19 protein-coding genes and 2 tRNA genes are annotated in these 24811 nt (G+C 71.8%); 12 read left to right on the top strand and 9 right to left on the bottom strand.

Annotated features, from left to right (window positions below):
* Positions 1–21: 21 nt before the first annotated feature.
* The gene (gene metG, locus ACX80K_RS00585; RefSeq protein ID WP_459269951.1) at positions 22–1593 is read left to right on the top strand and encodes a methionine--tRNA ligase; all 1572 of its coding nucleotides are present in this window, start codon (positions 22–24) and stop codon (positions 1591–1593) included.
* A gap of 67 nt (positions 1594–1660) precedes the next feature.
* Here metG and ACX80K_RS00590 read toward each other — a convergent pair whose 3' ends face one another.
* The 6 genes from ACX80K_RS00590 to ACX80K_RS00615 form a co-directional block, all read right to left on the bottom strand.
* The gene (locus ACX80K_RS00590; RefSeq protein ID WP_459269952.1) at positions 1661–2200 is read right to left on the bottom strand and encodes a hypothetical protein; all 540 of its coding nucleotides are present in this window, start codon (positions 2198–2200) and stop codon (positions 1661–1663) included.
* A 31-nt stretch (positions 2201–2231) separates the two neighbouring features.
* Positions 2232–3920: an ATP-binding protein gene (locus ACX80K_RS00595; RefSeq protein ID WP_459269953.1), complete on the bottom strand. Its 1689-nt coding sequence runs from the start codon at positions 3918–3920 to the stop codon at positions 2232–2234.
* An 81-nt stretch (positions 3921–4001) separates the two neighbouring features.
* Complete coding sequence (locus ACX80K_RS00600) at positions 4002–6638, bottom strand: ABC transporter permease (protein ID WP_459269954.1); 2637 nt, start codon at positions 6636–6638, stop codon at positions 4002–4004.
* Position 6639: 1 nt separating this feature from the next.
* Positions 6640–7428, bottom strand: a complete 789-nt coding sequence (locus ACX80K_RS00605) for an ABC transporter ATP-binding protein (protein ID WP_459269955.1) — start codon at positions 7426–7428, stop codon at positions 6640–6642.
* A 188-nt stretch (positions 7429–7616) separates the two neighbouring features.
* Positions 7617–8453 carry a response regulator gene (locus ACX80K_RS00610; RefSeq protein WP_459269956.1) on the bottom strand — a complete coding sequence of 279 codons (837 nt, stop codon included), beginning with the start codon at positions 8451–8453 and terminating at the stop codon, positions 7617–7619.
* 99 nt (positions 8454–8552) lie between these two features.
* On the bottom strand, positions 8553–9758 hold the full coding sequence (locus ACX80K_RS00615) for a sensor histidine kinase (RefSeq protein ID WP_459269957.1): 1206 nt from the start codon (positions 9756–9758) through the stop codon (positions 8553–8555).
* A gap of 110 nt (positions 9759–9868) precedes the next feature.
* On the opposite strand from ACX80K_RS00615, the gene ACX80K_RS00620 reads away from it, so the two are divergent.
* Positions 9869–10921, top strand: coding sequence for a 3-isopropylmalate dehydrogenase (locus ACX80K_RS00620; RefSeq protein ID WP_459269958.1), 1053 nt, complete (start codon positions 9869–9871; stop codon positions 10919–10921).
* 97 nt (positions 10922–11018) lie between these two features.
* Positions 11019–12125, top strand: coding sequence for a branched-chain amino acid aminotransferase (locus ACX80K_RS00625; protein WP_459269959.1), 1107 nt, complete (start codon positions 11019–11021; stop codon positions 12123–12125).
* A 60-nt stretch (positions 12126–12185) separates the two neighbouring features.
* Here the strand turns inward: ACX80K_RS00625 and ACX80K_RS00630 are convergent, their stop codons facing one another.
* Both ACX80K_RS00630 and ACX80K_RS00635 read right to left on the bottom strand, forming a co-directional pair.
* Positions 12186–13757, bottom strand: coding sequence for a putative bifunctional diguanylate cyclase/phosphodiesterase (locus tag ACX80K_RS00630; protein ID WP_459269960.1), 1572 nt, complete (start codon positions 13755–13757; stop codon positions 12186–12188).
* A 467-nt stretch (positions 13758–14224) separates the two neighbouring features.
* Positions 14225–15265 carry a hypothetical protein gene (locus ACX80K_RS00635; protein WP_459269961.1) on the bottom strand — a complete coding sequence of 347 codons (1041 nt, stop codon included), beginning with the start codon at positions 15263–15265 and terminating at the stop codon, positions 14225–14227.
* Positions 15266–15472: 207 nt separating this feature from the next.
* Between ACX80K_RS00635 and ACX80K_RS00640 the strand changes: the two genes are divergently transcribed.
* The 9 genes from ACX80K_RS00640 (at position 15473) to ACX80K_RS00680 (ending at position 24098) form a co-directional block, all read left to right on the top strand.
* Positions 15473–15613 carry a hypothetical protein gene (locus ACX80K_RS00640; protein WP_181034931.1) on the top strand — a complete coding sequence of 47 codons (141 nt, stop codon included), beginning with the start codon at positions 15473–15475 and terminating at the stop codon, positions 15611–15613.
* 178 nt (positions 15614–15791) lie between these two features.
* Entirely contained in the window at positions 15792–16565 is a 774-nt protein-coding gene (locus ACX80K_RS00645; RefSeq protein WP_459269962.1) for a fumarylacetoacetate hydrolase family protein, read from the top strand.
* 81 nt (positions 16566–16646) lie between these two features.
* Positions 16647–18155, top strand: coding sequence for a glutamate--tRNA ligase (gene gltX / locus ACX80K_RS00650; RefSeq protein WP_459269963.1), 1509 nt, complete (start codon positions 16647–16649; stop codon positions 18153–18155).
* 3 nt (positions 18156–18158) lie between these two features.
* Positions 18159–18962: an HAD family hydrolase gene (locus ACX80K_RS00655; RefSeq protein WP_459269964.1), complete on the top strand. Its 804-nt coding sequence runs from the start codon at positions 18159–18161 to the stop codon at positions 18960–18962.
* Between the two features lie 69 nt (positions 18963–19031).
* A tRNA-Gln gene (locus ACX80K_RS00660) sits at positions 19032–19103 on the top strand.
* Between the two features lie 65 nt (positions 19104–19168).
* Positions 19169–19241, top strand: a tRNA-Glu gene (locus ACX80K_RS00665).
* Between the two features lie 126 nt (positions 19242–19367).
* A complete protein-coding gene (locus ACX80K_RS00670; protein WP_459269965.1) occupies positions 19368–21164 on the top strand; it encodes a dynamin family protein in 1797 nt (598 codons plus the stop codon).
* Positions 21161–23056: a dynamin family protein gene (locus ACX80K_RS00675; RefSeq protein ID WP_459269966.1), complete on the top strand. Its 1896-nt coding sequence runs from the start codon at positions 21161–21163 to the stop codon at positions 23054–23056. The genes ACX80K_RS00670 and ACX80K_RS00675 overlap by 4 nt, the downstream gene beginning before the upstream one ends.
* Before the next feature lie 211 nt (positions 23057–23267).
* A complete protein-coding gene (locus ACX80K_RS00680; RefSeq protein ID WP_459269967.1) occupies positions 23268–24098 on the top strand; it encodes an alpha/beta hydrolase in 831 nt (276 codons plus the stop codon).
* A 19-nt stretch (positions 24099–24117) separates the two neighbouring features.
* Here the strand turns inward: ACX80K_RS00680 and ACX80K_RS00685 are convergent, their stop codons facing one another.
* The gene (locus tag ACX80K_RS00685; protein WP_459269968.1) at positions 24118–24765 is read right to left on the bottom strand and encodes an MBL fold metallo-hydrolase; all 648 of its coding nucleotides are present in this window, start codon (positions 24763–24765) and stop codon (positions 24118–24120) included.
* Between the last annotated feature and the right edge of the window lie 46 nt (positions 24766–24811).

Consider the following 24811-nt stretch of genomic DNA (forward strand, 5'->3'; position numbering starts at 1 on the left):
CGGCCGGGGTAATTTCATAGGGTGACCTCCGCAGACGCAAAGCCCCCGTTCTACATCACCACGGCCATCTCCTACCCGAACGGCGTGCCGCACATCGGGCACGCCTACGAGACGATCGCCGTGGACGCCATGGCGCGCTTCAAGCGCCTCGACGGTTTCGACGTCATGTACCTCACGGGCACCGACGAGCACGGCCTGAAGATGCAGCAGGCGGCCGACCGCGAGGGCGTCCCGGTCCGCGAGCTCGCCACGCGCAACGCGCTGGCGTTCCGGGACATGAACGACGTCGTCGGCACCTCCTACGACCGCTTCATCCGGACCACCGACGAGGACCACTACGCGGCGGCGACCGAGATCTGGAAGCGCATGGAGGCGAACGGGGACATCTACCTCGACAAGTACGCCGGCTGGTACTCCGTGCGCGACGAGGCCTTCTGGGGCGAGGACGAGACGGAGGTCCGTGAGGACGGCGTCCGGTACGCGAAGGAGACGGACACGGAGGTCACCTGGACCGAGGAGGAGAGCTACTTCTTCCGTCTCTCGGCCTACCAGCAGAAGCTGCTGGACCTCTACGAGGCGCAGCCGGAGTTCGGCGCGCCGCAGCCCCGCTTCAACGAGGTCATCTCCTTCGTGCGGCGCGGACTCGAGGACCTCTCCATCAGCCGCACCACGTTCGACTGGGGCGTCCCGGTCCCCGGCAACCCGCGCCACGTCATGTACGTCTGGGTGGACGCGCTCACCAACTACCTGACCGGTGTCGGCTTCCCCGACACGGGGTCCGAGCGGTTCCGGAAGTTCTGGCCCGCGGACGTGCACGTGATCGGCAAGGACATCTCCCGCTTCCACGCCATCTACTGGCCCGCCTTCCTCCTGTCCGCGGGGCTCGAGGTACCCAGGCGCGTCATGATCCACGGCTTCCTGCACAACAAGGGCGTCAAGATGTCCAAGTCGCTCGGCAACACGGTGGCGCCGGCCGACTGGGTGGAGCAGTACGGCCTGGACCAGGTCCGCTTCTTCCTCCTCCGGGAGGTGCCGTTCGGGGCGGACGGCTCCTACAGCCACGAGGCCGTCGTGGGACGGATGAATGCCGACCTCGCCAACAACTTCGGCAACCTGGCACAGCGCTCGCTGTCCATGGTCGCCAAGAACTGCGGGGGTGCGGTCCCGCAGCCCGGGGAGTTCGCCCCGGCCGACACCCGGATCCTCGACCAGGCGCACGCCCTGCTCGACGCCAGCCGTGCCGCGTTCGACCGGCAGGAGTTCTCGCGGGCGCTCGAGGCCGTCTGGGCGGTCCTCGGCGACACCAACGCGTACTTCGCGGACCAGCAGCCGTGGGTCCTCCGGAAGACGGACCCCGAGCGCATGAACACGGTCCTCTACGTGACGCTCGAGGTGCTCCGGGTGGTGGCCGTCCTCGCCCAGCCGGTCATGCCCGCCGGCGCCGGGCGGATCCTCACGGCCCTCGGCCAGGGGACGGCGGACGACGACGGGCGCCGCCTGTTCAGCGCGCTGGTCCGGCGGATCGAACCCGGCACGGTGCTGCCCGCGCCGTCGCCGGTCTTCCCGAAGTACGAGGAGCCCGCGGGGGAGTAGCACGGGGCACGGTCGGGGTTCGCCCCGGACCGTGCCCCGTCCGGCGTGCGGCGCCGTGATCCCGGGATCAGTACCGCAGGAACCGGGCCGGAGCCGTCTCGGTCATGACCCGCGCCACCGTGTCCTGCTGACGCTTGGAGGCCGCGAGCAGCTCCACGAGCACCGGGTGGTTGAGGACGGCGTCGCCCGCCGTCGCCGACGCCCCCGGCGAGAGGGCCAGGAGCGTGGACCACAGGGCCTCCTTGCCCCTGAGCAGCGACTGCAGGGCCTCGAGCTCCAGCTGGGCGCCGGCCGAGGCCTTGCGGCGCATCGGGTTCAGCGGATCGACCCCCGCCACGACGGACATCGCCCGCGCGGCCGCCATCTTGACGACGCCCGGCCGGTGGCCCAGCGACTTGATGAGCCGCTTGAGGAAGGTCCGCTCCTCGCTGATCTCCTGCCGCAGGCGCTCGAAGTCCTGCTCGTAGGGGGTCCCCGCCCACGAGACACGCGCGGCCTTGAACAGCCGGACGCCGTTCGTGGCACCCATCAGATGCAGGTCGAGATACGGCAGCAGGGTGTCCAGGTCCAGCTGGCGCAGGGGGATGCCGTCCGAGACGTGCGTCATGTGCGGTCCTTGTCGTCGATTGTCCAGCATGTCACCCTACGGCAGCGCGGCTCAGCAGCGGTAGCGTGATCGCGACCGCCGTGCCGACCCCCAGCGACGACTCGATCGTGATAGTCCCGCGGTGTGCTTCGAGGGTCCGCTTCGCGAGGGACAGCCCGACGCCGGCACCCGGCAGCGTCTGGTTCGCATTGGACCCCCGGTGGAACGAGTCGAAGAGTCGCGGCAGGTCGTCCGGCGGTATGCCGATGCCGGTGTCCCGCACCGCGACGACGACCTGGTCGTCGTCGGGACGGTGCGTGAGTCCGACGGCGACGCTGCCGCCCCGCTGCGTGAACTTGAGGGCGTTCGACAGCACGATGGTGAGCGCGTCCGCGAGCTGCTCCCGGTGTCCCGAGACGGTCAGCGGCTGCTCCGGCAGCGTGCCGTCCAGCGTGATCCCGCCCGCTGCGGCCTCCAGCACGGCCCGGCCGGTGACCTGCGACACGAGGTGGACGATGTCGACGGGTCCGTGCTCGGACGCGTCGGCCTCGGGTGCCGACAGCGCCGAGATGTTGTCGATCAGCCGACTCAGCTTCGCGGTGTTGCGTTCCACGGCCTGCAGCATGGTGCTCGCCTCCGGCGGCAGTTCGCCGCCGACGCCGTCGTTGATCATCTCGAGGTAGCCGGCGATGGACGCGAGCGGCGTCCGCAACTCGTGGTTCACGGTGCCGACGAAATCGCTCTTCGCCTGGTTGAGGGCGCGCAGCTTCCGGACCGCCTCGTGCTGACGCGTGATGAGCTGCGCCTGGATCAGGCCGTGGGCGAGGTTGCCGAGGACGTGCTGGGTCAGGGAGTCCTCCACGCCCGACCAGACCGGCCGGGACTCCTCCCGGATGATCCAGAGCAGTCCGAAGGGCGTGTGGCCCTCGCCGAGGGCGGCCACGACCCCCTCCGCCGACCGTCCTCCGAGCGCGTCGCCGAGCCAGGCGGGTACCTCGACGCCGTCGGGTCCGGCCCCGGGCGCGGTGCTGAAGCGGGCGGTGGTGGAGTCCTCCCACAGCCTGAGCGCGAGCGCGAGTGCTGCAGGCCGGTCGGGGCCCTGCGGGCCGAGGGACGGGCCCGAGGTCCCGGCGTCCGGCGTCCAGCTGCTGCTGCGGGCGGCCACCCGTTCGTCGTCGAACACCTGCAGCGCGAGGTGGCGCGCACCGAGCGCACCCCCGGCGGCGGGGAGGAACTGGTCCACCATCACCGCGGGATCGTTCGTGGCACGGATGCCGGCCGAGATGCTGCGTATCTCCTCGCGCAGGCGGGCCGAGGACGCACGCTGGGCGAGGGTGCGCCGCCGCCGGGCGATGACGGCGTCCGTGCGGTGCAGCAGTTCGCGGGCGTCGAGGGGCCGGAAGACGACGTCCGTCACGTAGGCGGCGAGGTGACCGGGGACGGCTTCGGCGCCGCCCTCCGGCAGGAGGAGGATCGCAGGGACGCCGGCCAGTCCGGGATGCGCCGCGACGACGCCCGCGAGGGAGCCCGTGTAGTCGAGGGCCGTGTCCAGGTCGACCAGCAGGACGTCGGGCGGCGTCGAGAGGACCTCCTCGAGGAGCGCCTCCGGGCTCCGGACGACCGTGCAGGAGTACCCGCCGTCCGCGAGGATGCTCCGAAGTGCGTCGCGGTCCGCGGCCGATCGGGACGCGACCACGGCGAGTGCCCCGCCGTGCGTCCCTGGTGCTTCTTCCCCCGCCACGGCGTCCCCTCCGACTCTTTCGCTGCGACGCCCAGTGTATAGGTCGCCGCGTCGGGGGTGGGGAGGACGCCGGGCCGGTCCTCAGTCGGCGGCGAGCCCGGCCACCGGGGAGAGCCGTGCGGCCCGCCGGGCGGGGAGCACCGAGGCCATCAGGCCCGCGGCGAGGGCCACCAGGAGGACGGCGCCGATCTGGCCGACGGGCACCGCAGGGCTGACCGGGGTGATGCCGCCCAGGGCCGACTGCGCGCCGAGCCACCCGTACAGGATGCCGAGCCCGGAGCCGAGCAGGGCCGCGACGCCGGCGAGGAGCACCGCCTCGACGGCGAGCATGCCGCGCAGCTGACCCCGGGTGAGGCCGAGGGCGCGCAGCAGCGAGTTCTCGCGGCGCCGTTCCAGCACCGAGAGGGACAGCGTGTTCGCGACCCCGATGAGGGCGATGAGCACGGCCACGGCGAGCAGGGCGGTGACGATCAGCAGCATGACGTCGATGATCTCGTGATAGGCGACGCGTTCGATCGCAGGGCCGGTGACGCTGTACTCCGGGACGCCCGTCGCAGCGACGATCCGCGACTGCACCTCCGTGATGCCCTCCGCGTCAAGCCCGTCGGCCAGCCGGAGCCAGAAGGTGGACCCCACGGAGGCGGCGAAGGCGTCGGCATCCGCCGGCCCGGCTGCGCGGACGCCGGCCGGCTCGCCCAGGTAGGTCCCCAGCGCCTCCGGCGGCGTGCCGCCGAGCCGGTCCGCCGTCACCCGGGTGATCAAGGGCTGGAAGAACGCGGCGTCCGTCGCCGTGACGGGCAGGGTGGCCGGCCCGTTCCCGCCGTCGAGTGTCACGTCGGCCTGCTCCCACGTCTGCGGAGCGAGTACCATGCCGTCCTCCAGCGTCACACCCTCGGCGCGGAGCACACCGGCGATCTCGTCGGCCTCCGCCGCGTACACCAGCCGGCTGCCGTCCTCGACGCTCGTGAGCAGTACGGGGGTGAGCTCGACGGCGGTCTCCACGCCGTCGACCTGCAGGAGCAGGGCTGCGTCGACGCCGGACGGGGCCGGGACACCCGTGGCGGCGTCAGGTGCGGCACCGGGTGTGGTACCGGTCGCGTCACCGGTCGCGGCGGGCAGGGATCCCGGGACCCTCACCTCGAGGTCGACGGCGTAGTTCCCGTCGAGTTCGCGGTCGAAGGACGTGCGCGCGGTCTGCGCCCCGACCATCATCATCGTCACGAGTGTCACGCCGACGAGCAGTGCCGCGGAGGACGCCGTGGTACGGGCCGGGTTGCGGACGGCGTTGACCGACGCCAGCGTGCCGGGCACACCCAGGGGGCGGGCGAGCCGCCCGACCGCGGCGACGCTCGCCGGGATGAAGAACGGGGCCAGCAGCACGATGCCCAGGAAGGAGGCGGCTCCGCCCAGGACGGCCGGTCCGATCGCCGCACCGGCCGCGCCCATCACGAGGAGCGCGGCGCCGAGGAGCAGGGCGGCGAGGCCCAGGCCGAGCCGGATCCTCCCGCTCCGGCCGGTGGCGCGCACCGGGTCGGCGGGACGGAGCGCTGCGAGCGGCGCGACGCGCGTTGCGGCACGCGCGGGGACGAGGGCGGCGAGGAGCGTCATCAGCACGCCCACTGCGACGCCGGTCAGGACGGCCGACGGCGGGACGGCCAGGACGGCGAACGAGCCGAGGTCGGTCCCGCGTGCGAGGCCCACGAGCGCGGCCATCACCCCGACCGCGAGCAGGACGCCGAGCAGGGCACCCGTCAGGCCCACGACGACTGCCTCGACGAGCACCGCGGCGCGGATCTGCCGTCGTTCGGCCCCGATGCAGCGCAGCAGGGCGAGCTCCCGCGTCCGCTGCGCCACCAGGACGGAGAACGTGTTCGAGATGACGAGCCCGGCGACGAGGACGGCGACGGCGGCGAAGGCGAGGAGGATGCCCGTGAGCGCGTCGTCGCCGTTCGAGAGCTGCGCGACGTCGGCGAGCGTCTGCTCGGTGGCCGTGCGGACCGTGAGGTCCGGAGGGTCGAGGGAGTCCGGGAGCCCGCTCGCGAGGGCCGCGGCGACGGCCGATGCGACTGCGCCGGTGTCGGCGTCGGGGGCGAGGGCGAGCTGGACGTTGCGGACGGCGGGCTCGCCGCCGGTGAGTTCGCGGACGACCGAGGCCGATGCGAGGACCTGGACCGATCCCGAGAGGGTCGGATCGGCGCTCGGTCGGGTGAGGCCGGTGACGGTCAGGGCGCCGCCCAGGGCAGCGGTTCCCGTCCCCGTCCCGTCGCCGACGGCCACGGTGTCACCGGGAGTGACGCCGAGGCGCGCGGCGGACTCCTCGTCGAGGGCCACCTCGCCCGGGGTCCCCGGGTACGAGCCGCGCGTGACCTCGGCGGTCTCGAGGTCGGCCGGAGCGGTGGCCGTGAAGGCGGCGAGGGAGGTCCCGGAGCCCGTGGCGAGCGGGCTGTACGCGCGTTCGAGCCCGTGCGCGGTGTCCACGCCGGGCACGGCCGCCAGCCGGTCGACGACGTCGGCGGGGATGTCCACGCCGTCCCGTCCCGTGACGACGAGGTCGGCCTTCGCGTAGGCGGCCCCGATGCTCCGGCCGATGCTGGCGTTGGTGGTCGCGCCGACCATGAGGGTCGCGGAGAGGAAGGCCACGCCGAGCATCACGGCGAGGCCGACGGCGACGAAACGGCGGGCATGGACCCGCACCTGGGCGAACGCCAGCTGCAGCACGTCACGCCCCCAGCATCGCGAGCGCGCCGAGGATGGCATCGGGCGTCGACTGCTCGAGCTCGCCGACCAGCGCGCCGTCCTTCATGAGGACCACGCGGTCGGCGTAGGAGGCCGCCACCGGATCGTGGGTGACCATGATGATGCTCCGGCCCATCTCCCGGCAGCTGCGCCGCAGCAGGGACAGCACCTCGGCGCCCGTCGCGGAGTCGAGGTTGCCGGTGGGCTCGTCACCGAAGATGACGTCGGGTCGCGTGAGCAGGGCGCGTGCGACGGCGACCCGCTGCTGCTGGCCGCCGGAGAGCTCGTGGGGGCGGTGGGACAGCCGGTCGGCGAGGCCCAGCGAGGAGGTGATCCGCTGCAGCCATGCGGCGTCCACCGTGCCCCCTGCCAGCGCGACCGGCAGGGTGATGTTCTGCTCCGCGGTCAGGGTGGGAACGAGGTTGAAGGCCTGGAACACGAAGCCGACGCGTTCACGGCGGAGCCGTGTCAGCTCGGCGTCGGGAAGCTCCGTGATCTCGGTCCCGCCGATCCAGAGGCGGCCGGCATCGATGCTGTCGAGCCCCGCCAGGCAGTGCATGAGGGTGGACTTGCCGGACCCGGACGGACCCATGATGGCGGTGAAGTGCTCCCGGGCGAAGTCGACGGAGACGTCGCGGAGGGCGTGGACTGCGGTCTCGCCGCGGCCGTAACTCTTGGACACGCCGCGGGCGGCGACGGCGGCGCCGGTCGTGGACGGGTGGCTGGCGGGGGCTCCGGGCACACCGGCAGGGTGATTCGTCGAGGTCGTCATGCTTCCACGCTAGGGACCGGGCACGCCGGGCGGATCGGCGCACGGACCGGGATGTGCGGGCACCGCCCTCCTACCGGGGGATGAGCCGGAGGCTCCCCGCGTACGACCGGGTGGGCCGGGTACGACCGGGTGGCCCGGGCGTCCGGGCGTCCGGTGGTCCGGTGGTCCGTCGTCCGGCGATCCGGCCGTCAGGGCCGGACCACACCCGTCGCATACGCCAGTACGACGGCCTGCACGCGGTCGCGCGCCTCGAGCTTCGCGAGGATGTGGCCCACATGTGTCTTCACGGTCGCCTCGGACAGGAACAGCTGCGCCGCGATCTCCGGGTTCGACAGGCCCTGCGCGATGAGTCCGAACACCTCGCGCTCGCGGGCCGTCAGGCGGGCCACCGCCTCGGCCTGCGCGTCCTGGGCGGGGGAGGGCCGGCGCAGGAGCGGGGCCACGTGGTCCAGCAGGCGCCGCGTGGTGGAGGGCGCGATGACGGCGTCGCCCCGGTGCACCGTCCGGATCGCCTCCAGCAGCTCCTCGGGCGGTGCGTCCTTGAGCAGGAACCCGCTCGCCCCGGCGTGGATCGCGGACAGCGCGTACTCGTCGAGGTCGAACGTCGTCAGCACCACGATCCGCGGCCCGCCCTCCGCGCCACCGGTCGTCGCGCCGTGGCCGGCGAGGATGCGGTGCGTCGCCTCGATGCCGTCCATGCCGGGCATGCGGACGTCCATCAGGACGACGTCCGCACGGGTGGCCGCGAGGGCGCGCACCGCTTCCTCGCCGTTGGCCGCCTCGCCGACGACCTGGAGGTCCGCCTGCGAGTTGATCAGCATGGCGAAGCCGCTGCGCACCAGGTGCTGGTCGTCGACGATCACGACCCGGATCGGCGCGGCGACTCCACCGTCCGCCGGTACGGAGGCGCCCCGGCCGGTCGGGCCCTCGGTGCCGACGGGGCTGGTCGTGCGGGTCGTTCCGGTGCTGGCCGTGCTGGCCGTGCTGGCCGTTCCGGTGCTGGCCGTGCTGGCCGTGCTGTCCATCGTGGTCGTCGCCTCTCCTGGTCCGCGGTGTGCTGCGGTGTGCTGCGGCGCCCGGGTGTCGCCGGCCGCCGTACGGCGTGGTTCCCCGCCGCTCCCAGCCTAGGTCTGCGTGTAGGGGATGAACGCCTCGACGCGGTAGCCGCCGCCCGTGCGCGGCGCCGCCGACACGGTGCCGTCGTAGAGGCGGACACGCTCGGTCATTCCGGCGATCCCCTGTCCCGTGCCAGCCGTCGCGGGATCGGGAGCGGCACCGCGACCGTCGTCGTCGACGGTGATGCCCAGCCCGCGCGCCCCGAACTCGAGGGTCACCTCGGTGGTCGTGTGCTCCCCGGCATGCTTGAGGACGTTCGTGAGGGACTCCTGCACCACGCGGTAGGCGGTCAGTTCCGCCCCGAGGGGGAGCGGCCTCCGCGGCGTGCCGATGCGCCGGCAGGCGACCCGCACGCCGGAGCGCCGCACCGACTGGAGGAGGGAGTCGACGTCGTCCAGCGTCGGCAGCGGCCGGGTGGAAGCCGTCTCGTCGCCGCGCAGTACCCCGAGCAGCCTCCGCATCTCGCGCAGCGAACCCCTGCCGGTCTCGGCGATGGTACCGAGCGTCTGGACGGCGAGCTCGGGTACCTGCGCGCTCGCGTACCGGGCGCCGTCGGCCTGCGTGATGATGACCGAGAGTGAGTGCGCCACGATGTCGTGCATCTCGCGGGCGATATGGCTGCGCTCGTCAGCAGCCGCGAGGTCGCGCTCCTGCTGCCGCTCCACCTCGAGCCGCCGCGTCCTGTCCTCGAGTGCCTGGTAGGTCCGGCGGCGCGCCCGCGCGAGGTCGCCCGTCGTCCATGCGAGCAGCACGAGCGCCTCCACGAAGAACAGCACGACCAGGTACAGCGGCACGGAGGTCAGCACGGACGCGGTGCCGCCGATACCGATCAGGTCGCCGAACCGTACGAGGCCCACGGCCGAGCCGATGAGGGCGAGCGCGAGGCCTCCGAGGCTCGCCCACCGCGGACCGTACGCGGCCAGGGTGTACAGGGTGATCAGGACGACGAACTGCGCAGGGACCGGCTGGATGCCGAGGACGAGCTGCATGACCGACACGCCGGCGACGGCGCCTGCGGAGAGCAGGAGCCGCGAGCGTCGCCAGATCAGCGGGACGACCACGGCGGCGGACACGGCGACGACGCCGCCGTACCCCTCGGTGCCGCCGGCGGCGAAGGGCAGGACCAGGAGGACGAGGATCGCCAGCGTGAGGCAGGCGTCCAGGATCCCCGGGTGCGTGCGTACCCAGCGCGCGAACCGCAGGTGGATGTCCATGGCGACCAACTCTAGGTGCGCCACGGTCGGCGCACATCCGACCGTAGGGGGAGCCGTCTCACCCTGCGGACGGATTGTTGCCGGACCGGACGCCTTCCTACGCTGGGATCATGACCGACGCACCGCACCGCATCGACATCGCCGTCATCCCCGGGGACGGGATCGGCCCCGAAGTGACCACCGAGGCGGTGAAGGTGCTGCTCGCAGCCGTCGGGAACGACGTGGACGTCGCCCTGACCGAGTACGAGCTCGGAGCCGAGCACTGGCTCGCCACGGGGGAGACGCTGCCGGACGCCACGCTCGAGCGGCTGCGGGGCCACGACGCGATCCTTTTCGGGGCGGTCGGCGCGGCACCGGGCGACACCCTCGTGCCGTCCGGGCTCATCGAGCGCGAGTTCCTCCTGAAGCTGCGTTTCTCGCTGGACCACTTCGTGAACCTGCGGCCCACCCGGCTGTACCCGGGGGTGCCCAGCCCCCTCGCGGATCCGGGCATCGTCGATTTCGTCGTCGTGCGCGAGGGGACCGAGGGCCCGTACACGGGCAACGGCGGGACGCTGCGGGGCGGTACCGAACACGAGGTGGCGACCGAGGTGTCCCTCAACACCGCGCACGGCGTGGAGCGGGTCGTCCGGGACGCGTTCCGGCGCGCCGCGGCGCGCCGCGGGAAGCTGACCCTCGTGCACAAGCACAACGTCCTCGTCTACGCGGGGCACCTGTGGAAGCGCATCGTGGAGGCCGTCGCCGTCGAGTTCCCCGACGTGGAGCACGACTACCTGCACGTCGACGCCGCGATGATCTTCCTCGTCACCGACCCCTCCCGCTTCGACGTGATCGTCACCGACAACCTGTTCGGCGACATCGTCACGGACCTCGCGGCAGCGGTCTCGGGCGGGATCGGGCTGGCCGCGTCCGCGAACCTCAACATGGACCGCACCGCACCCTCCATGTTCGAGCCCGTCCACGGGTCGGCGCCCGACATCGCCGGCCGGCAGATCGCCGACCCCACCGCCGCGATCCTCTCGGCCGCCCTCCTGCTCCGTCACCTGGGACTCGAGGCCCATGCGGCCCGGATCGAGCAGGCCGTCGAGACGGACATCGCCTCCCGAGCCGGAGCACGCACCACGGCGGCCGTCGGCGATGCCATCGCCGCCGCCGTGTCCTAAGGTGGTTACACATCATTAACCCAGTGCCGGAGCACTGACCACCGACGGACGACGGCGGCCGCGCCGCGCGTGCAGTCCGTTCCAGCGCGGAGGAACCATGACAGCCACCGATACCCAGTTCGCCCAGCACCTGTCGACCCGCCGCACGCCGGTCGAGGAGCGGGAGGCGGTGCTGGCGAATCCGGGCTTCGGCAACTTCTTCACCGACCACACCGCCATCGTCGACTTCAGCATCGACGAGTCCGGCGTGGGGGGCTGGCACAGCGCGCGCCTCGAGCCCTACGGCCCCATCGCCCTCGACCCGGCGGCCGCCGTCCTGCACTACGGCCAGGAGATCTTCGAGGGCATGAAGGCCTACCGCCACGCGGACGGATCGGTGTGGACGTTCCGGGCCGACGCCAACGCCGCCCGCCTCAACCGGTCGGCCGTCCGCCTCGCCCTGCCCCAGCTGCCCGAGGAGCTGTTCCTCGAGTCGCTGCGCCAGCTCGTCGCCGCGGACCAGGACTGGATCCCGTCCGGGGACGGCGAGAGCCTGTACATCCGGCCGTTCATGATCGCCACCGAGGCGTTCCTCGGCGTCCGCCCGGCGCGGGAGGTGTCCTACCGCGTGATCGCGTCCCCGGCGGGCAACTACTTCGGCGGGGAGGTTCGGCCCGTCGACATCTGGGTGTCCCGCAACTACGCGCGGGCAGGGCGCGGCGGCACCGGAGCGGCGAAGGCCGGCGGCAACTACGCCTCGTCCCTCGCCGCGCAGCTGGAGGCGGAGGCCCACGGCTGCAAGCAGGTGCTCTTCCTCGACCAGTTCAACGACAACGCGGTCGAGGAACTCGGCGGCATGAACGTCTTCTTCGTCTTCCGCGACGGATCCCTCGTGACCCCGGCCCTGTCGGGCACCATCCTCGAGGGCGTGACGCGGTCCTCGGTGATCCAGCTCGGCCGCGACCGCGGGCTGGACGTCGTCGAGCGCAAGATCACCCTGGACGAATGGCGTGACGGCGTCGCCACCGGCGACATCACGGAGGTGTTCGCGTGCGGCACGGCCGCCGTCATCACCCCCATCGGTCGGCTGCGCGACGGCGACGAGTACATCGGGACCGCGGACGGAGCGGCGGGCGAGGTCACCATGTCAATCCGGAGCCAGCTGCTCGGTATCCAGACCGGCGCCGTGGAGGACACCCACGGCTGGTTGACGCGGCTCGTCTGAGCACGTGCCGACGGCGCCCGCCCCTTCCCGGGCGGGCGCCGTCCCCGTGTCCGGGAAGGGTCAGCGGGAGGCTGCCCGCTCCGGGCCGTCGATCTCCTCGTCGACCCGCAGGTGGCGCGTCGTGGCGAGGAGCACCCCTGCCTCCTCGGCCGGCATGGGTCGGCTGAAGTAGTACCCCTGGCCGCTCGCGCAGCCCAGTTCCCTCAGCTGATTCGCCTGCTCGCGTGTCTCGATGCCCTCGAAGACGGCCTCGAGGCCGGCGGCCCGGATGAGCTGCAGGATCGCCGCGACGAACTCCAGCTGCCCCGGCCTCGTGTTGAGCTCCACGAGCAGGGAGCGGTCCACCTTGACCATGCTCACGGGAAGCTCCCGCAGGTAGCTGATGGAGGAGTACCCCGTCCCGAAATCGTCGATCTCGATGCCGACGCCGAGCTGCTGCAGGCTCAGCAGCGAGTACATCTCCACCTCCCCGCGCGTGACGATCGCCGTCTCGGTGATCTCGACCACCAGGTTCCGCGGCGGCAGGTCGAGCTCGCGGAGCAGGGTCCGGACGGAGTCGACGAGGTCGAGCTGCTTCAGCTCGACCGCGGACAGGTTCACCCTCAGCTGGAAATCGTCGTCGAGGGGGAAGTCCCGGCGCCACTGGGCGAGCTGGCGGAGCGACGTGGACATCACCCAGCGGTCCAGGTCGTGGATGACCCCGATCTCCTCGGCGAGCGGGATGAAGGTGTCCGGCGGGATCAGGCCACGCAGGGGGTGCTGCCACCGCACCAGGACCTCGACGCCGAGGATCCTGTTGGTGGCCAGCTCCACCACCGGCTGGTAGTGGAGCACGAGCTCGTTCGAATTGATCGCACCGCGCAGTTCCGTGGCCATCTGGCTCCGGAGCTGCCGGGAGTAGAGCATCACGGGTTCGAAGACCTTGATGATGCTGCGGCCCTCGCGCTTCGCCGCGTACATGGCCGTGTCGGCGTCGAGCAGGAGTTCCTCCGCCGTCTGGTCGGCAGTGCCGAGGCGCACCCCGATGCTCGCGCGCGCGTGGACGTAGAGCGAGTCGAGGCGGATGTGCTCGCCGAGGACCTCCAGGGCCCGGCGTGCCACGTGCATCGCGGTGTCCATGGTGGCGCCGGGCAGGAGGATCGCGAACTCGTCGCCGCCGAGACGTGCCACGACGTCGCTCTCGCGGACCACACTGTTGAGGCGGGTGGCCACCTCCTGCAGCACCCTGTCACCCGCGTCGTGGCCGAAGCGGTCGTTGACGTTCTTGAAGCTGTCGAGGTCGAGGAGCAGGAGGGCGGGGGGAGGCGTCCCCCGGGTCGCCTGGTTCAGGGCCTCCTCGATGGCGTCCATGAGGGCCACCCGGTTGGCGAGACCCGTGAGGGCGTCGGACATCGCCATCTTCATCATGTCGAGGTGGGCCTGGCGGAGCATGGCGGTGCGGCTCTCCACGCGCTTCTCGAACTGCTCGTAGACCTGCTCGAGTTCCTCCGCGAGCAGGTTCACGCCGGTGATCACGGCATCGACCTCGTCCCTCGCACTCGAGGGTTCGATCCTGCTGCTGAGCTCTCCCCGTGACAGGCGGACGATGCTCTCCACGAGCATCGCGAGCCGGGGGTCCTTGTGGGCGCTCATCGGGTCCAGCGTACATTCCGGGTGCCGCTACCGGGACGCCGGGCTGTCCCGGTGCATCCGGAACCAGGGCGCAGGAGGGCTGCGTGGTCCGCCGTACGGACCGAGACCGTCGTCATGCGCTGCCCCCAGGCTGCCGCCGTCGAAGAGAAGAGGTGGAGGACGCGTCGGCCTGGGCCGGCGAGCCAGTCGTGCGGCGGGTGGGCAGACTCTGCGCAGCCCTGGTCCGCGTGACGGGGAAAGATTAGCACCGAGCGCTGCCGCCGCCGGGGTCGACGTGCCGCAGTGAACGCGGTGGCGTCGCGGCGGACGGCCGGGCGGGGAAGAAGCCCCGACCGGGGTGGGAGTAATGGGGGAAAACGCCCAGCCCGATCGGGACCCGAGGATCAAATTACGCGACCGCCGCCGGACGGGGCCGCCGGGTGTCGACGCGGGATTTCACTTGACAATCGACGAGAGGCCTCGTCGACTCAACCCGGCACGTCCTGGGCGCCATGGACGAGCGCGCGGGCCGCCGAGGCCCTGTCCTTGGCCCCCGACTGGAGGAAGAGTCCCTCGCTCACCCGGAAGTTCGCGTCGGCCCGGGTGGTATCGCCCCGCGCGGACAGTGCCTGTCCGAGGAGGAAGTGTGCGTCCGCCGCAGTATGCGTCGCGAGCAGCTGCTTCTGTCCGATGACGCCCTTCAACTGCTCGATGGCGGCGTCGTACTGGCCCGTCAGGACCAACCATTGTCCGCGAGTCAGCTTCAACTCCAGCCGGTCCCGCTCGGTTCCACCGACGATGGAGCTCGCCAGCTCGGCGCGTTCGATGCACTCGAGGGTCTCGGGGGCGACGACTCCAGCCTTCAGTCTCAGCGCTGCGGAGGCCCTGTTGAAACGTGCCCAGAGGTCGAGGTCGTTGCTGGGGGAGAGGTTCTTGGCGGCAAGGCCGTGGTAGGAGACCCCCTCGGGGATGTGCCCGAGCAGGAAGGCGACATTGCCGATCGCCCAGAACGCCATCCCGGTCGTCTGGCTGCTCGGTTCGGGACGCAGGAGCGCATCGAGGGCCAGGCACTCCTGCCATGCGAGCTCCAGTTGGTCGCTGTCGGCGAGAGCCGCGATGAGTGCGTTGCGTGCCCCGACCTCCACCTTCACGTCGTCCACGTTGCCGGACGCATCGACGACGGCCTGCCGGGCGGCAGCGACCGCCGGCGCCAGCTCGCCGGTCCCCTGCAGGGCGAGGGAGAGGAGGGTGGACACCCGTGCACCCAGTGCCTTGGACTGGGCCGTGAGGTGATGCTCGGCCAGTACGTCCGCGACACCGCGCGCCTCGTGGACGAGTCCCTGTTTGCGCAGGCATTCCGAGATGAGGAAGGTGGCATTCCACCAACCGAGTTCGTCTCCGGCATCCCGCGCAGCGGCCGCCAGCTCTTCCGCCAGGTGTTGCCCGGCGACGTAGTCCCGTTGGTCCCACGCATCCCGAGCACGCAGCTCGAGCAGCAGCCGTTCGCCCGCAGCTTCCTTGTAAGTCATCGCCACCTTCAGCTCTCCGGATCGATTGGCTGCTTCGCCCATTATTCGGGTTGCGGGGCCCTTCGGCCATCCTTTGGAAAACTTGAGGAAAAAAGATCCCGAGAAGTGTTACCAAAGTGACTGGTGTGGCTTACGATAATTAATGAACCGCTCGTGGTATGGGGGCGGGTTCCACTACACTGTCAATCGAGCCCAAAGGACAAAACCATGAAGCGCTTCACCTCCGCATTCCTCCTTGCAACCCTCCTCGTCACCGGTGGCGCGGCAGCAGCGAACGCCGCTCCCGCCAAGGCCGGCGTCGTCGCACCCGTCTCCTCGCTGGACCGCATCAACAACTGGCCCGGCTAGGCACCTCCGGTCGACGCGGCGATCCCTTCCGGACGCCACGCGGCCGTACCTGTGCGCCACTGATACCGCGGGCACCCTCTTTTGGGGAGGGAGTGCCCGCGGTATCCCGCGTGGAGGCGCTTTCCTCCCGCTGCACGGACCCACGTCCGGAGGAAGGCGTCAGGCTAGGCTTGGCGGCATGCGAATTGCACGCTTTGTCGTAAATGATGACCCACTGTTCGGCGTTGTGGAAGGCTCCCCCGGGAGCGAGGAGGTCGCCGTCATCCACGGCGACCCGTTCTACGGGGGCGTCCAGCTCACCGGCGCCCGGCACGCCCTCGAGGACGTCCGGCTCCTGGCTCCCGTCATCCCGCGCAGCAAGGTCGTCGGCGTGGGGCTGAACTACGCCGACCACATCCAGGAGATGGGCGGCGAGACACCCGCCGCGCCGCTGATGTTCCTGAAGCCCAACACGTCGGTCATCGGTCCCGGCGACCCGATCATGCTGCCGTCCTTCTCGGACCAGATCTCCTTCGAGGCCGAACTGGCCGTGGTGATCGGCCGGATCTGCAAGGACGTCCCCCTCGAGCGCGTCGACGACGTCGTCTTCGGCTACACCTGCGCCAACGACCTCACGGCACGCGACGTGCAGAAGACCGACGACCAGTGGGCCCGTGCCAAGGGATTCGACACCTCCTGCCCGATCGGCCCCTGGATCGAGACCGACCTCGATCCCGAGAACCTGACCATCCGCGGCTCGCTCGACGGCGACCTCCGCCAGGACGGTTCCACGAGCGACATGATCTGGGGTGCCCGCGAGCTCGTGGCGTACGTCTCGCAGGCCTTCACCCTCCTGCCGGGGGACATCATCCTCACCGGCACGCCCGCCGGCGTCGGCCTGATCACCGACGGCCAGCGCTACGACGTCGACATCGAGGGCATCGGGCGCCTGTCCAACCCCGCACGCCGCTGAGGCACGCGCCGTCGTGACCGTCGGTCGGGGGCGCGACGGCGCGCGGCCGGTCATGATGCTCCCACCTAGACTGGGGGCATCATGACTATTGCCGCAGATCTCCCCACCGTCACCGATGCCACGCCCGTCCGGGTCCGCTTCTGCCCGTCGCCGACCGGCACCCCCCATGTGGGGCTGATCAGGACGGCGCTGTTCAACTGGGCGTACGCGCGCCATACGGGCGGGAAGCTCGTCTTCCGCATCGAGGACACCGATGCCGCCCGTGACAGCGAGGAGAGCTACCAGCAGCTCCTCGACGCGATGACGTGGCTGGGTATCGACTGGGACGAGGGCGTCGAGGTCGGGGGACCCCACGCTCCCTACCGGCAGTCGCAGCGCGGCGATCTCTACCAGGACGTCATCGGGCGGCTGGTCACGGCGGGCCACCTCTACGAGTCCTTCTCCACGCCCGAGGAGGTGGAGGAGCGGCACCGTGCGGCGGGGCGCGATCCCAAGCTCGGGTACGACAACCACGACCGCACGCTGACCGGGGAGCAGAAGGACGCCTTCCGGTCCGCGGGCCGTCCCGCGGTCCTGCGCCTGCGCATGCCGGACGAGGACATCACCTTCACCGACCTCGTGCGCGGCGACATCACCTTCCGCGCCGGCAGCGTGCCCGACTTCGCCGTCGTCCGAGCCAACGGCGCCCCCCTCTACACGCTCGTGAACCCCGTCGACGACGCCCTCATGGGGATCACCCACGTGCTGCGCGGCGAGGACCTGCTGTCCTCCACGCCCCGCCAGGTGGCGCTCTACCGCGCGCTGATCGACATCGGTGTCGCCAGGTACATGCCGTTGTTCGGCCACCTGCCGTACGTGATGGGCCAGAGCAACAAGAAGCTGTCCAAGCGGGATCCCGAATCGAACCTGTTCCTCCACCGGGAACGCGGCTTCATCCGCGAGGGGCTGCTCAACTACCTGTCCCTGCTCGGCTGGAGCCTGTCCGCGGACGAGGACATCTTCTCGGTGGAGCAGCTCGTCGAGAAGTTCGACGTACGCGACGTCCTCGCCAATCCCGCCCGCTTCGACCTGAAGAAGGCCGAGGCGATCAACGGCACGCACGTGCGGCTCCTCGACCCGGCCGAGTTCCGCAGCCGTCTCCTGCCCTATCTGGCCGCCGCCGGCGTCATCGGCGACCCGCCCACGGACGAGGACCTGCGCATCGTGGCCGCCGCTGCCCCGCTCATCCAGGAGCGCATCACGCTGCTCGGCGAGGCGCCGGAGATGCTCGGCTTCCTCTTCAAGGCGGACGACGCCGTCGACATCGCCGAGGACGCCCGCAAGGGGCTGCCGGAGAACCTCGGCGAGGTGCTCGACGCGACGCTGGACGCCCTGCAGGGCGTGGACGCGTGGGACGCGGAGTCGCTGCAGGCCGCCCTCCGGGCCGCGCTCGTCGACGGCCTCGGCCTCAAGCCGAGGCTCGCGTTCGGGCCGGCACGCACCGCCATCTCGGGTCGCAGGATCTCGCCCCCGCTGTTCGAGTCCATGGTGATCCTCGGCCGCGAGTCCTCGGTGGCGCGCCTGCGCGCCCTCCGCGCGACGGCGGGCTGAGCCGTGCGCGCTCCGGTCGGGGGACCACCGACGCCGGACGCGGGTCCCGCCACGGAGGGCGTACTGTTCGACATCGACGACACGCTCGTGGACCTCGAGCAGGCCATGGGCCACACCCTGCAGGCGATCCCCGATCCGGCGCTCAGCCACCTGGGCGACGACGACTGGGTACGCTACAAGGCGCTGTACACGACCGATCCGCAGCGGCACTACGACCGCTTCCTCGCCGGAGAGCTCACCTTCGAGGAGCAGCGCGTGCACCGCGTCCGCCACGCGCGGGCGGTCTTCACCCCCGAGCCGTTCCTGGGCCGCGTGGCGGAGGCATGGGTCCGCGCGTATGAGCAGATGCTCCCGCAGCACTTCCGTGCCTACGACGACGTCCTGCCGCTGCTGGACGAGCTCGATGCGCGCGGGATCCCGTACGGGGCGGTGAGCAACAACGTGCACGACTACCAGCGGGCGAAGCTGAACCGGGCCGGACTCGGGCGCGTCGGGGTGCTCGTGGGCATCGACACGGTCGGGGTCGCCAAGCCGGATCCCGCCATCTACCGGGAAGGGGCCCGCCTCATCGGCACCGCACCGTCACGCACCCTGTACGTCGGCGACAACAGGCTGGTGGATGCCGTCGGAGCACGGGACGCCGGGTTGCTCGGCGTCTGGCTCGACCGCACCGGGACCGGCCGGGGCTCCGGGGTCGACTCGGGGACCGGCGCGACCGGTCCGGGTGACCCGGGGGAGGACGCCCCGGAGGTGCCCCGCGTCGGGGGGCTGGCGGCCGTTTTGCAGTTCCTGCCTCCTGTCCGGTAAAGTTGTTTCTCGGCGCGGAGCGGTTACGCGGCCGGAGCCCAGCACGATCGGGTCTTCGAAAAGCGCCTTTGGGGTATGGTGTAATTGGCAACACACTGGTTTCTGGTACCAACATTCTAGGTTCGAGTCCTGGTACCCCAGCGCAGTCCCGTCCTCGACGGGGAGGCACAAGCAGGAAAAAAGTAGTAGTAGCATGGAAAAGTACTGGCCCCATCGTATAGCGGCCTAGTACGCTGCCCTCTCACGGCGGTAACGCGGGTTCGAATCCCGCTGGGGTCACACCTGGAACGTCCCGGACATCACGATGTCCGGGACGTTCTGCTTTCCCCGACAGGTCCCGCATCCCCGGAGAGCCCTCCCCGCCGGACGTCCCGGGCGACGGCGGACGACTGGCATGATGGACCCATGAGCGCACCCTCCCCGGCCGGCGATGCCCGCGTGCTGCCGCCGCTGCTGCGGGACGTGAACGGAGCGCTCGAGAATCTCGCGTTCCCCCTGGCGCTTCCCGCCTCGGCCGACGCGCGGGCCGCGACGAAGGCCGCCCGCGCCCAGCTCGACGACTACATCCTCCCGCGCCTGGCCAGTCTGGACGCGCCCCTCGTGGCCGTCGTCGGCGGCTCGACCGGGGCCGGCAAGTCCACGCTGGTCAACGCCCTCGTCGGCCGGCCCGTCTCCGCCACGGGTGCCGTCCGCCCCACGACGCGCCAGCCGCTGCTGCTGCACCACCCGGACGACGCGGCGTGGTTCGACGACGCCCGCGTCCTGCCGTCCCTGGGACGCGTGCGCCTCGCAGGCGACGACGGGGAAGGCGGGGACACGACCAGCCCGGCGCCCGTCCAGCAGCAGGCGACCACGGAAGCCGGAGCGGACACTCTGCTCCTCCGGCCCACCTCGACGCTGCCGGTCGGTCTGGCCCTCCTCGACGCGCCCGACGTCGACTCGATCGCCGACGAGAACCGCCGCCTCGCGGGCCAGCTCCTCGCGGCGGCGGACCTCTGGCTCTTCGTGACGACGGCGAACCGCTACGCGGACGCCGTGCCCTGGAAGCTGCTGGCCGAGGCCGGACGACGCGACGTGCTGGTGGCCATCGTGCTCGACCGCGTACCCCCGGGCGTCGAGGAGGAGATCAGGAGTGACCTGATGACCCTCCTGACCGCCCAGAACCTCGGCCACGCCCCCATCTTCGTGATCCCCGAGCTTCCCCTCGGATCCGAGCGCATGCTGCCCGCGGACGCCGTCGAGCCGATCGCCCGGTGGCTGCACACCCTCGCCGCCGACGCCGAGGGACGGCGGGACATCGCCAGGCGCACCGTGCAGGGTGCGATGCGGGCGCTGGCGGGACGCATGGACGGGATCGCCGAGGCGGCGAGCCAGGAACAGGCGATCGGGGACGAACTGAGGGCGGCGGCGGACGGCGCGTACCGCGACGCACTGCGGAACGTCCTCGCGGCGACGGAGGACGGCAGGCTGCTGCGCGGCGAGGTGCTGGCGCGCTGGCAGGACTTCGTCGGCACGGGCGAGTTCATGCGGGGGCTCGAGTCCAGGATCGGGCGGGCGCGTGACCGTGTGAGCGCCTTCTTCACCGGGCGGCCCGCACCCGCGGAGACCGTCGCGGACGCCATCGGCAGCGGTCTGCAGACAGTCGTCGTCGAGCAGGCGGCGCGCGCCGACGAGTCCACGCGGCGGCGGTGGCGGGCCGACGCGGCGGGCCGGTCGCTGCTGGAGGGCCTGGCCCCGTGGCGCGCCGACGAGGTGTCGGCGGACGTCGCGCGGGAGATCCGCGCCTGGCAGGAGGACCTGCTGCTGCTCGTGCAGGCCGAGGGCGCCGACAAGCGCTTCACGGCACGCATGCTCTCCTTCGGCGTCAACGGGATCGCCGTCGCGCTGATGGTGGTGGTCTTCGCCTCCACCGGCGGACTGACCGGCGGCGAGATCGGCATCGCCGGCGCCTCGGCCGTCGCGGGGCAGAAACTCCTCGAGGCCGTCTTCGGCGACGACGCCGTCCGCCGCCTCACCGCCACGGCCCGCGAGGACCTCTCCACGCGCGTGGAAGGCCTCTTCCGGCAGGAGCGGGAGCACTTCGACCGCAGCCTCGAGCCGCTGGCCCGGCAGACGCCGGCGGAGACCCTGCGGGTCCTCGCCAGCCGGCTCCGCACGGCACTGCCACCCGGGCGGTTCCCCGGGACCGGGGACGGCGCATGAGCCGGCACCGGGGAGCGACGGCCGAGACGCCGCTCGCCGAGGCACTCACCGACGCCCTCGATCACCTGCAGGCGGCCTACGAGCTCGGACGGGACCGGCTGCCCGAGGACAGCCTCTCCCGCCTGCACGCCACGCTCGACCGCGCAGGCACCCGGCGGTCGCTGTCGGCGGACCACACGGTGGTCGGGATCTTCGGGCCCACCGGCAGCGGGAAATCGTCCCTGGTGAACGCCCTCAGCGGCACCGACGCGGCGCGCGTCGCCGCGCGGCGCCCCACGACCTCCGAACCGCTCGCCCTGGTCTGGGGTCGTCTGGGGAGCGACGAGCTCCTCGACTGGCTGGGCGTGCGCCAGCGCGTCGAACTGCCCGACGGCGCCCCGCTCGTCGCCGGCTCCGCAGCATCGGCCGGGTCGGCAGGCAGCGCCGGGACGAACGAAGCCGGGCCCGGCGCCCGGACCCGGGCCGATGCCCCGATGCCCGTCCTGCTGGTGGACGGAGCCGGCGCCGCGGGTGGCGCCCGCTCCGTGGAGGAGGTCCCGGCCGATGCTCCCGAGCGGAGCCGGCGCGGGCTGCTCCGTTGGCGGCGGCGCGGCAGGTCCGCGTCGCCCGCGGCCCGGGAGGCGACGGCACCCCTGGCGGCGGCCGTCGAGCCAAGCACCGGTCCGGGCCTCATCCTCCTCGACCTCCCGGATTTCGATTCGACGGCCCTCGCCCACCGCGAGATCGTGGAGCGGCTCACGGGGCAGGTCGACGTCCTGCTCTGGGTGGTCGATCCCCAGAAGTACGCCGATGCCGCCCTCCACCACGGATTCCTGCGCGGCCTGGCGAACCACGACGCGGTGACCCTGGTCGCGCTGAACCAGGCCGACCGCCTCCAGGCGCAGGACCTGGGGGCGGTCACCTCGTCCCTCACCTCGATCCTTGCGGGGGAGGGGCTGCAGGACGTCGCCGTCGTCCCCGTGTCCGCCCTGACGGGCCACGGGGTGGAGGACCTGGCCGAGGCGATCAGGGGCCTCGCGGAGAGCCGTGTCGCCGCCACCCGGAGGATCGCGGCCGACGCCGCACGCGCCGCGGACGAGCTCCTCCCCTTCGCGGCGGCAGAGCCGATGACCGGTCCGTCGGGCGACGCGAGGGCCGCGCTCGCACAGGGCCTCGGATCCGCGGCAGGTGTGCCCGTCGTGGTGGACGCCGTCCGGAGCTCCTACCGCCGCGACGCCCACGCCGCCATGGGCTGGCCCGTCACCCGGTGGCTGGGGAGGTTCCGGCCGGATCCGCTGCGGCGGCTGAACCTGCGGAGCCAGGACGTCGTGCCCGAGGTGCGCCGCTCCTCGCTCCCCCTCGGCCAGCCGGCCCAGCGGGCGAGGGTGGACCAGGCGCTGCGCGTCTTCGGGGACGAGGTCGCCCGCGGGATCGCCGAGCCCTGGCGCACCTCCCTCCGCGACACCGCCCGCGGTACCGCCGACGACCTCACGGACGCGCTCGACTCGGCGGTCACGGGGGTGGACCTCGAAACGGGCCGGCGCGCCTGGTGGGGGATCTTCGGCCTCCTGCAGTGGATCGCCTTCGCGGCACTCGTCGCGGGGCTCGCCTGGCTCGGCGTCCTGGCCGTGCTCGGCTTCCTCCAGCTGCCCGCCATCGATGTCCCGCGCGTCGAGGGCTTCCCCGTACCCACCCTGCTGATCCTCGGCGGCGCGGGGGCGGGCATCGTGCTGGGCGTCCTCGCGGCGCTGCTCGCGCGGTGGGGGGCAGCTCGGCGGGCGGCACGCGTACGACGGAGGCTCCTGGACGCCTGCGCCCGCGCGGCGGAGGGCGTCGTGGTGGCCCCCATGGAGGCCGAGGTGGACCGGTGCAACAGGTTCCGCGACGCCGTCCTCGCGGCCCGGACCGCCTGAGCAGATCGCCCGGCGGCTGCCCGGGCCCGGTCATATTCGCTGCAGGGACGAAATGTAGGCGGCACCCGGCTCCCTGAGGCCTGCGCGGGCCGACAATGGAGGCCCGGGCCGGAGGGCACGGAGAACGGCGGTCGACGGCGTGCCAGCACGCCGGAACGATCGCGCCGACGCGCACGGGATACCCCAGAGTCCACGAGCGATTGGATCGATCATGCCCACTGAACGCCCTGACACCATCGTCCTCATCCACGGGTTGTGGATGACTCCGCGCAGCTGGGAGGACTGGATCACCTACTACGAGCGCAAGGGGTACCGGGTCCTGGCGCCCGCGTATCCGGGCTTCGAGATCGAGGTCGAGGCACTCCGCCAGAATCCGGACATCATCGCCCGCCTCACGGTGCCGGAGACGGTGGACCACCTCGCCGGGGTGATCCGGACGCTCGACAAGCCGCCCATCCTCATGGGGCATTCCTTCGGCGGGGCGCTGACGCAGCTCCTCGCCGCACGGGGGCTGGGGGCCGCGGCGGTCGCGATCAACTCGGCTCCCACGGAAGGGGTCCGTGTCACCCCGCCGTCGCAGCTGCGGACCTTCTTCCCGATCCTCAGCAATCCCAAGTACCTCCGCCAGGCCTTCGCCTACACGCCGCAGCAATTCCACTACGCCTTCACGAACACCCTGAGCGAGGAGGAGTCGTCGATCGTGTACGAGCGGTACCACATCCCCGCCCCCGGGAACTGGGTCTGGGCGTACGGGCTGCTCGCGAACTTCAAGCCCGGCCGGCAGGAGACCTGGGTGGACTACTCCCAGGACGACCGCCCGCCACTGCTGTTCATCGCCGGCGGCAAGGACCACATCATGCCGTCGTCGGTCAACCGGTCCAACGCCCGGCACTACCAGAAGTCGGCCGCCGTCACGGACTTCCACGAGTTCCCAGGCCGGTCGCACTGGACCTGCGGTGAGCCCGGCTGGGAGGAGGTGGCCGACTACGCGCTGGAGTGGGCGTCGCAGAACGCGGGGCGCTCCAGCGTGGCCGCCGGCTGACCCCCCGGGGGCTGCAGCGTCAGCTGGTCGGGGAGGCGACCGCGGCCACGGCGTTGTGGCCGGAGCAGACCCACTCCACCGAGCCGGCACGGATGCGCTCGGCCAGCAGCCGGACGGTACCCGCCGCCGTGGGCTTGTCGTCGATGAAGAGCGCCAGGAAGTCGCTCACACGGCCGTCCGCGGAGACCCGAGCCGCATCACCGGTGAAGAGCACCCCGCGCCACTGGTAGGCGTAGTGGCCCGGGGTGTGGCCGGGCGTCGGGAAGTACGAGAGGCCGGGGAAGATCTCGCCGGAGCCGTCGAGTTCCTTCGTTCCGGTCGGCAGCGTCACGCGCGCCAGCCGGAGCACGACCTTCCGGAACACCGTCCGCGGCTTGATGCGACCGCGCAGGACGGCGGCGTCCGCGGCACCGATCCAGACCGTCGCTCCGAGGGCCGCCTGGAGCCGGCGCGCCGCCTGTGCGTGGTCGACGTCGTAATGGGTGAGGACGATGTCGGTGATCGGGCCCGTCGTCGCCTCGTCCGCGCGGAGTTCGGCGATCACGCCGTCGAACCCGGAGGACAGGCCGGGGTCGACGACCGCGGCGCGGCCGGCACCGGCCACGACGAAGCCGTGCGAGCCCTTCTGCTGGTCGAGCTGGTAGCAATCGTCGGCGATGAGGCGCATGGGTGTCCTTCGGCTCGTCCTGCGGGTCCGTGCGAACAGTACCAAG

This window comes from Arthrobacter sorbitolis, from assembly GCF_054510995.1.

Coding starts and splice junctions, on each gene's coding strand:
- ACX80K_RS00590 (WP_459269952.1), bottom strand. CDS start 2,200: ATGACGCACGTCTCGGACGGCATCCCCCTGCGCCAGCTGGACCTGGAC.
- ACX80K_RS00605 (WP_459269955.1), bottom strand. CDS start 7,428: ATGACGACCTCGACGAATCACCCTGCCGGTGTGCCCGGAGCCCCCGCC.
- ACX80K_RS00610 (WP_459269956.1), bottom strand. CDS start 8,453: ATGGACAGCACGGCCAGCACGGCCAGCACCGGAACGGCCAGCACGGCC.
- ACX80K_RS00615 (WP_459269957.1), bottom strand. CDS start 9,758: ATGGACATCCACCTGCGGTTCGCGCGCTGGGTACGCACGCACCCGGGG.
- ACX80K_RS00620 (WP_459269958.1), top strand. CDS start 9,869: ATGACCGACGCACCGCACCGCATCGACATCGCCGTCATCCCCGGGGAC.
- ACX80K_RS00625 (WP_459269959.1), top strand. CDS start 11,019: ATGACAGCCACCGATACCCAGTTCGCCCAGCACCTGTCGACCCGCCGC.
- ACX80K_RS00630 (WP_459269960.1), bottom strand. CDS start 13,757: ATGAGCGCCCACAAGGACCCCCGGCTCGCGATGCTCGTGGAGAGCATC.
- ACX80K_RS00635 (WP_459269961.1), bottom strand. CDS start 15,265: ATGACTTACAAGGAAGCTGCGGGCGAACGGCTGCTGCTCGAGCTGCGT.
- ACX80K_RS00640 (WP_181034931.1), top strand. CDS start 15,473: ATGAAGCGCTTCACCTCCGCATTCCTCCTTGCAACCCTCCTCGTCACC.
- ACX80K_RS00645 (WP_459269962.1), top strand. CDS start 15,792: ATGCGAATTGCACGCTTTGTCGTAAATGATGACCCACTGTTCGGCGTT.
- gltX (WP_459269963.1), top strand. CDS start 16,647: ATGACTATTGCCGCAGATCTCCCCACCGTCACCGATGCCACGCCCGTC.
- ACX80K_RS00670 (WP_459269965.1), top strand. CDS start 19,368: ATGAGCGCACCCTCCCCGGCCGGCGATGCCCGCGTGCTGCCGCCGCTG.
- ACX80K_RS00675 (WP_459269966.1), top strand. CDS start 21,161: ATGAGCCGGCACCGGGGAGCGACGGCCGAGACGCCGCTCGCCGAGGCA.
- ACX80K_RS00680 (WP_459269967.1), top strand. CDS start 23,268: ATGCCCACTGAACGCCCTGACACCATCGTCCTCATCCACGGGTTGTGG.
- ACX80K_RS00685 (WP_459269968.1), bottom strand. CDS start 24,765: ATGCGCCTCATCGCCGACGATTGCTACCAGCTCGACCAGCAGAAGGGC.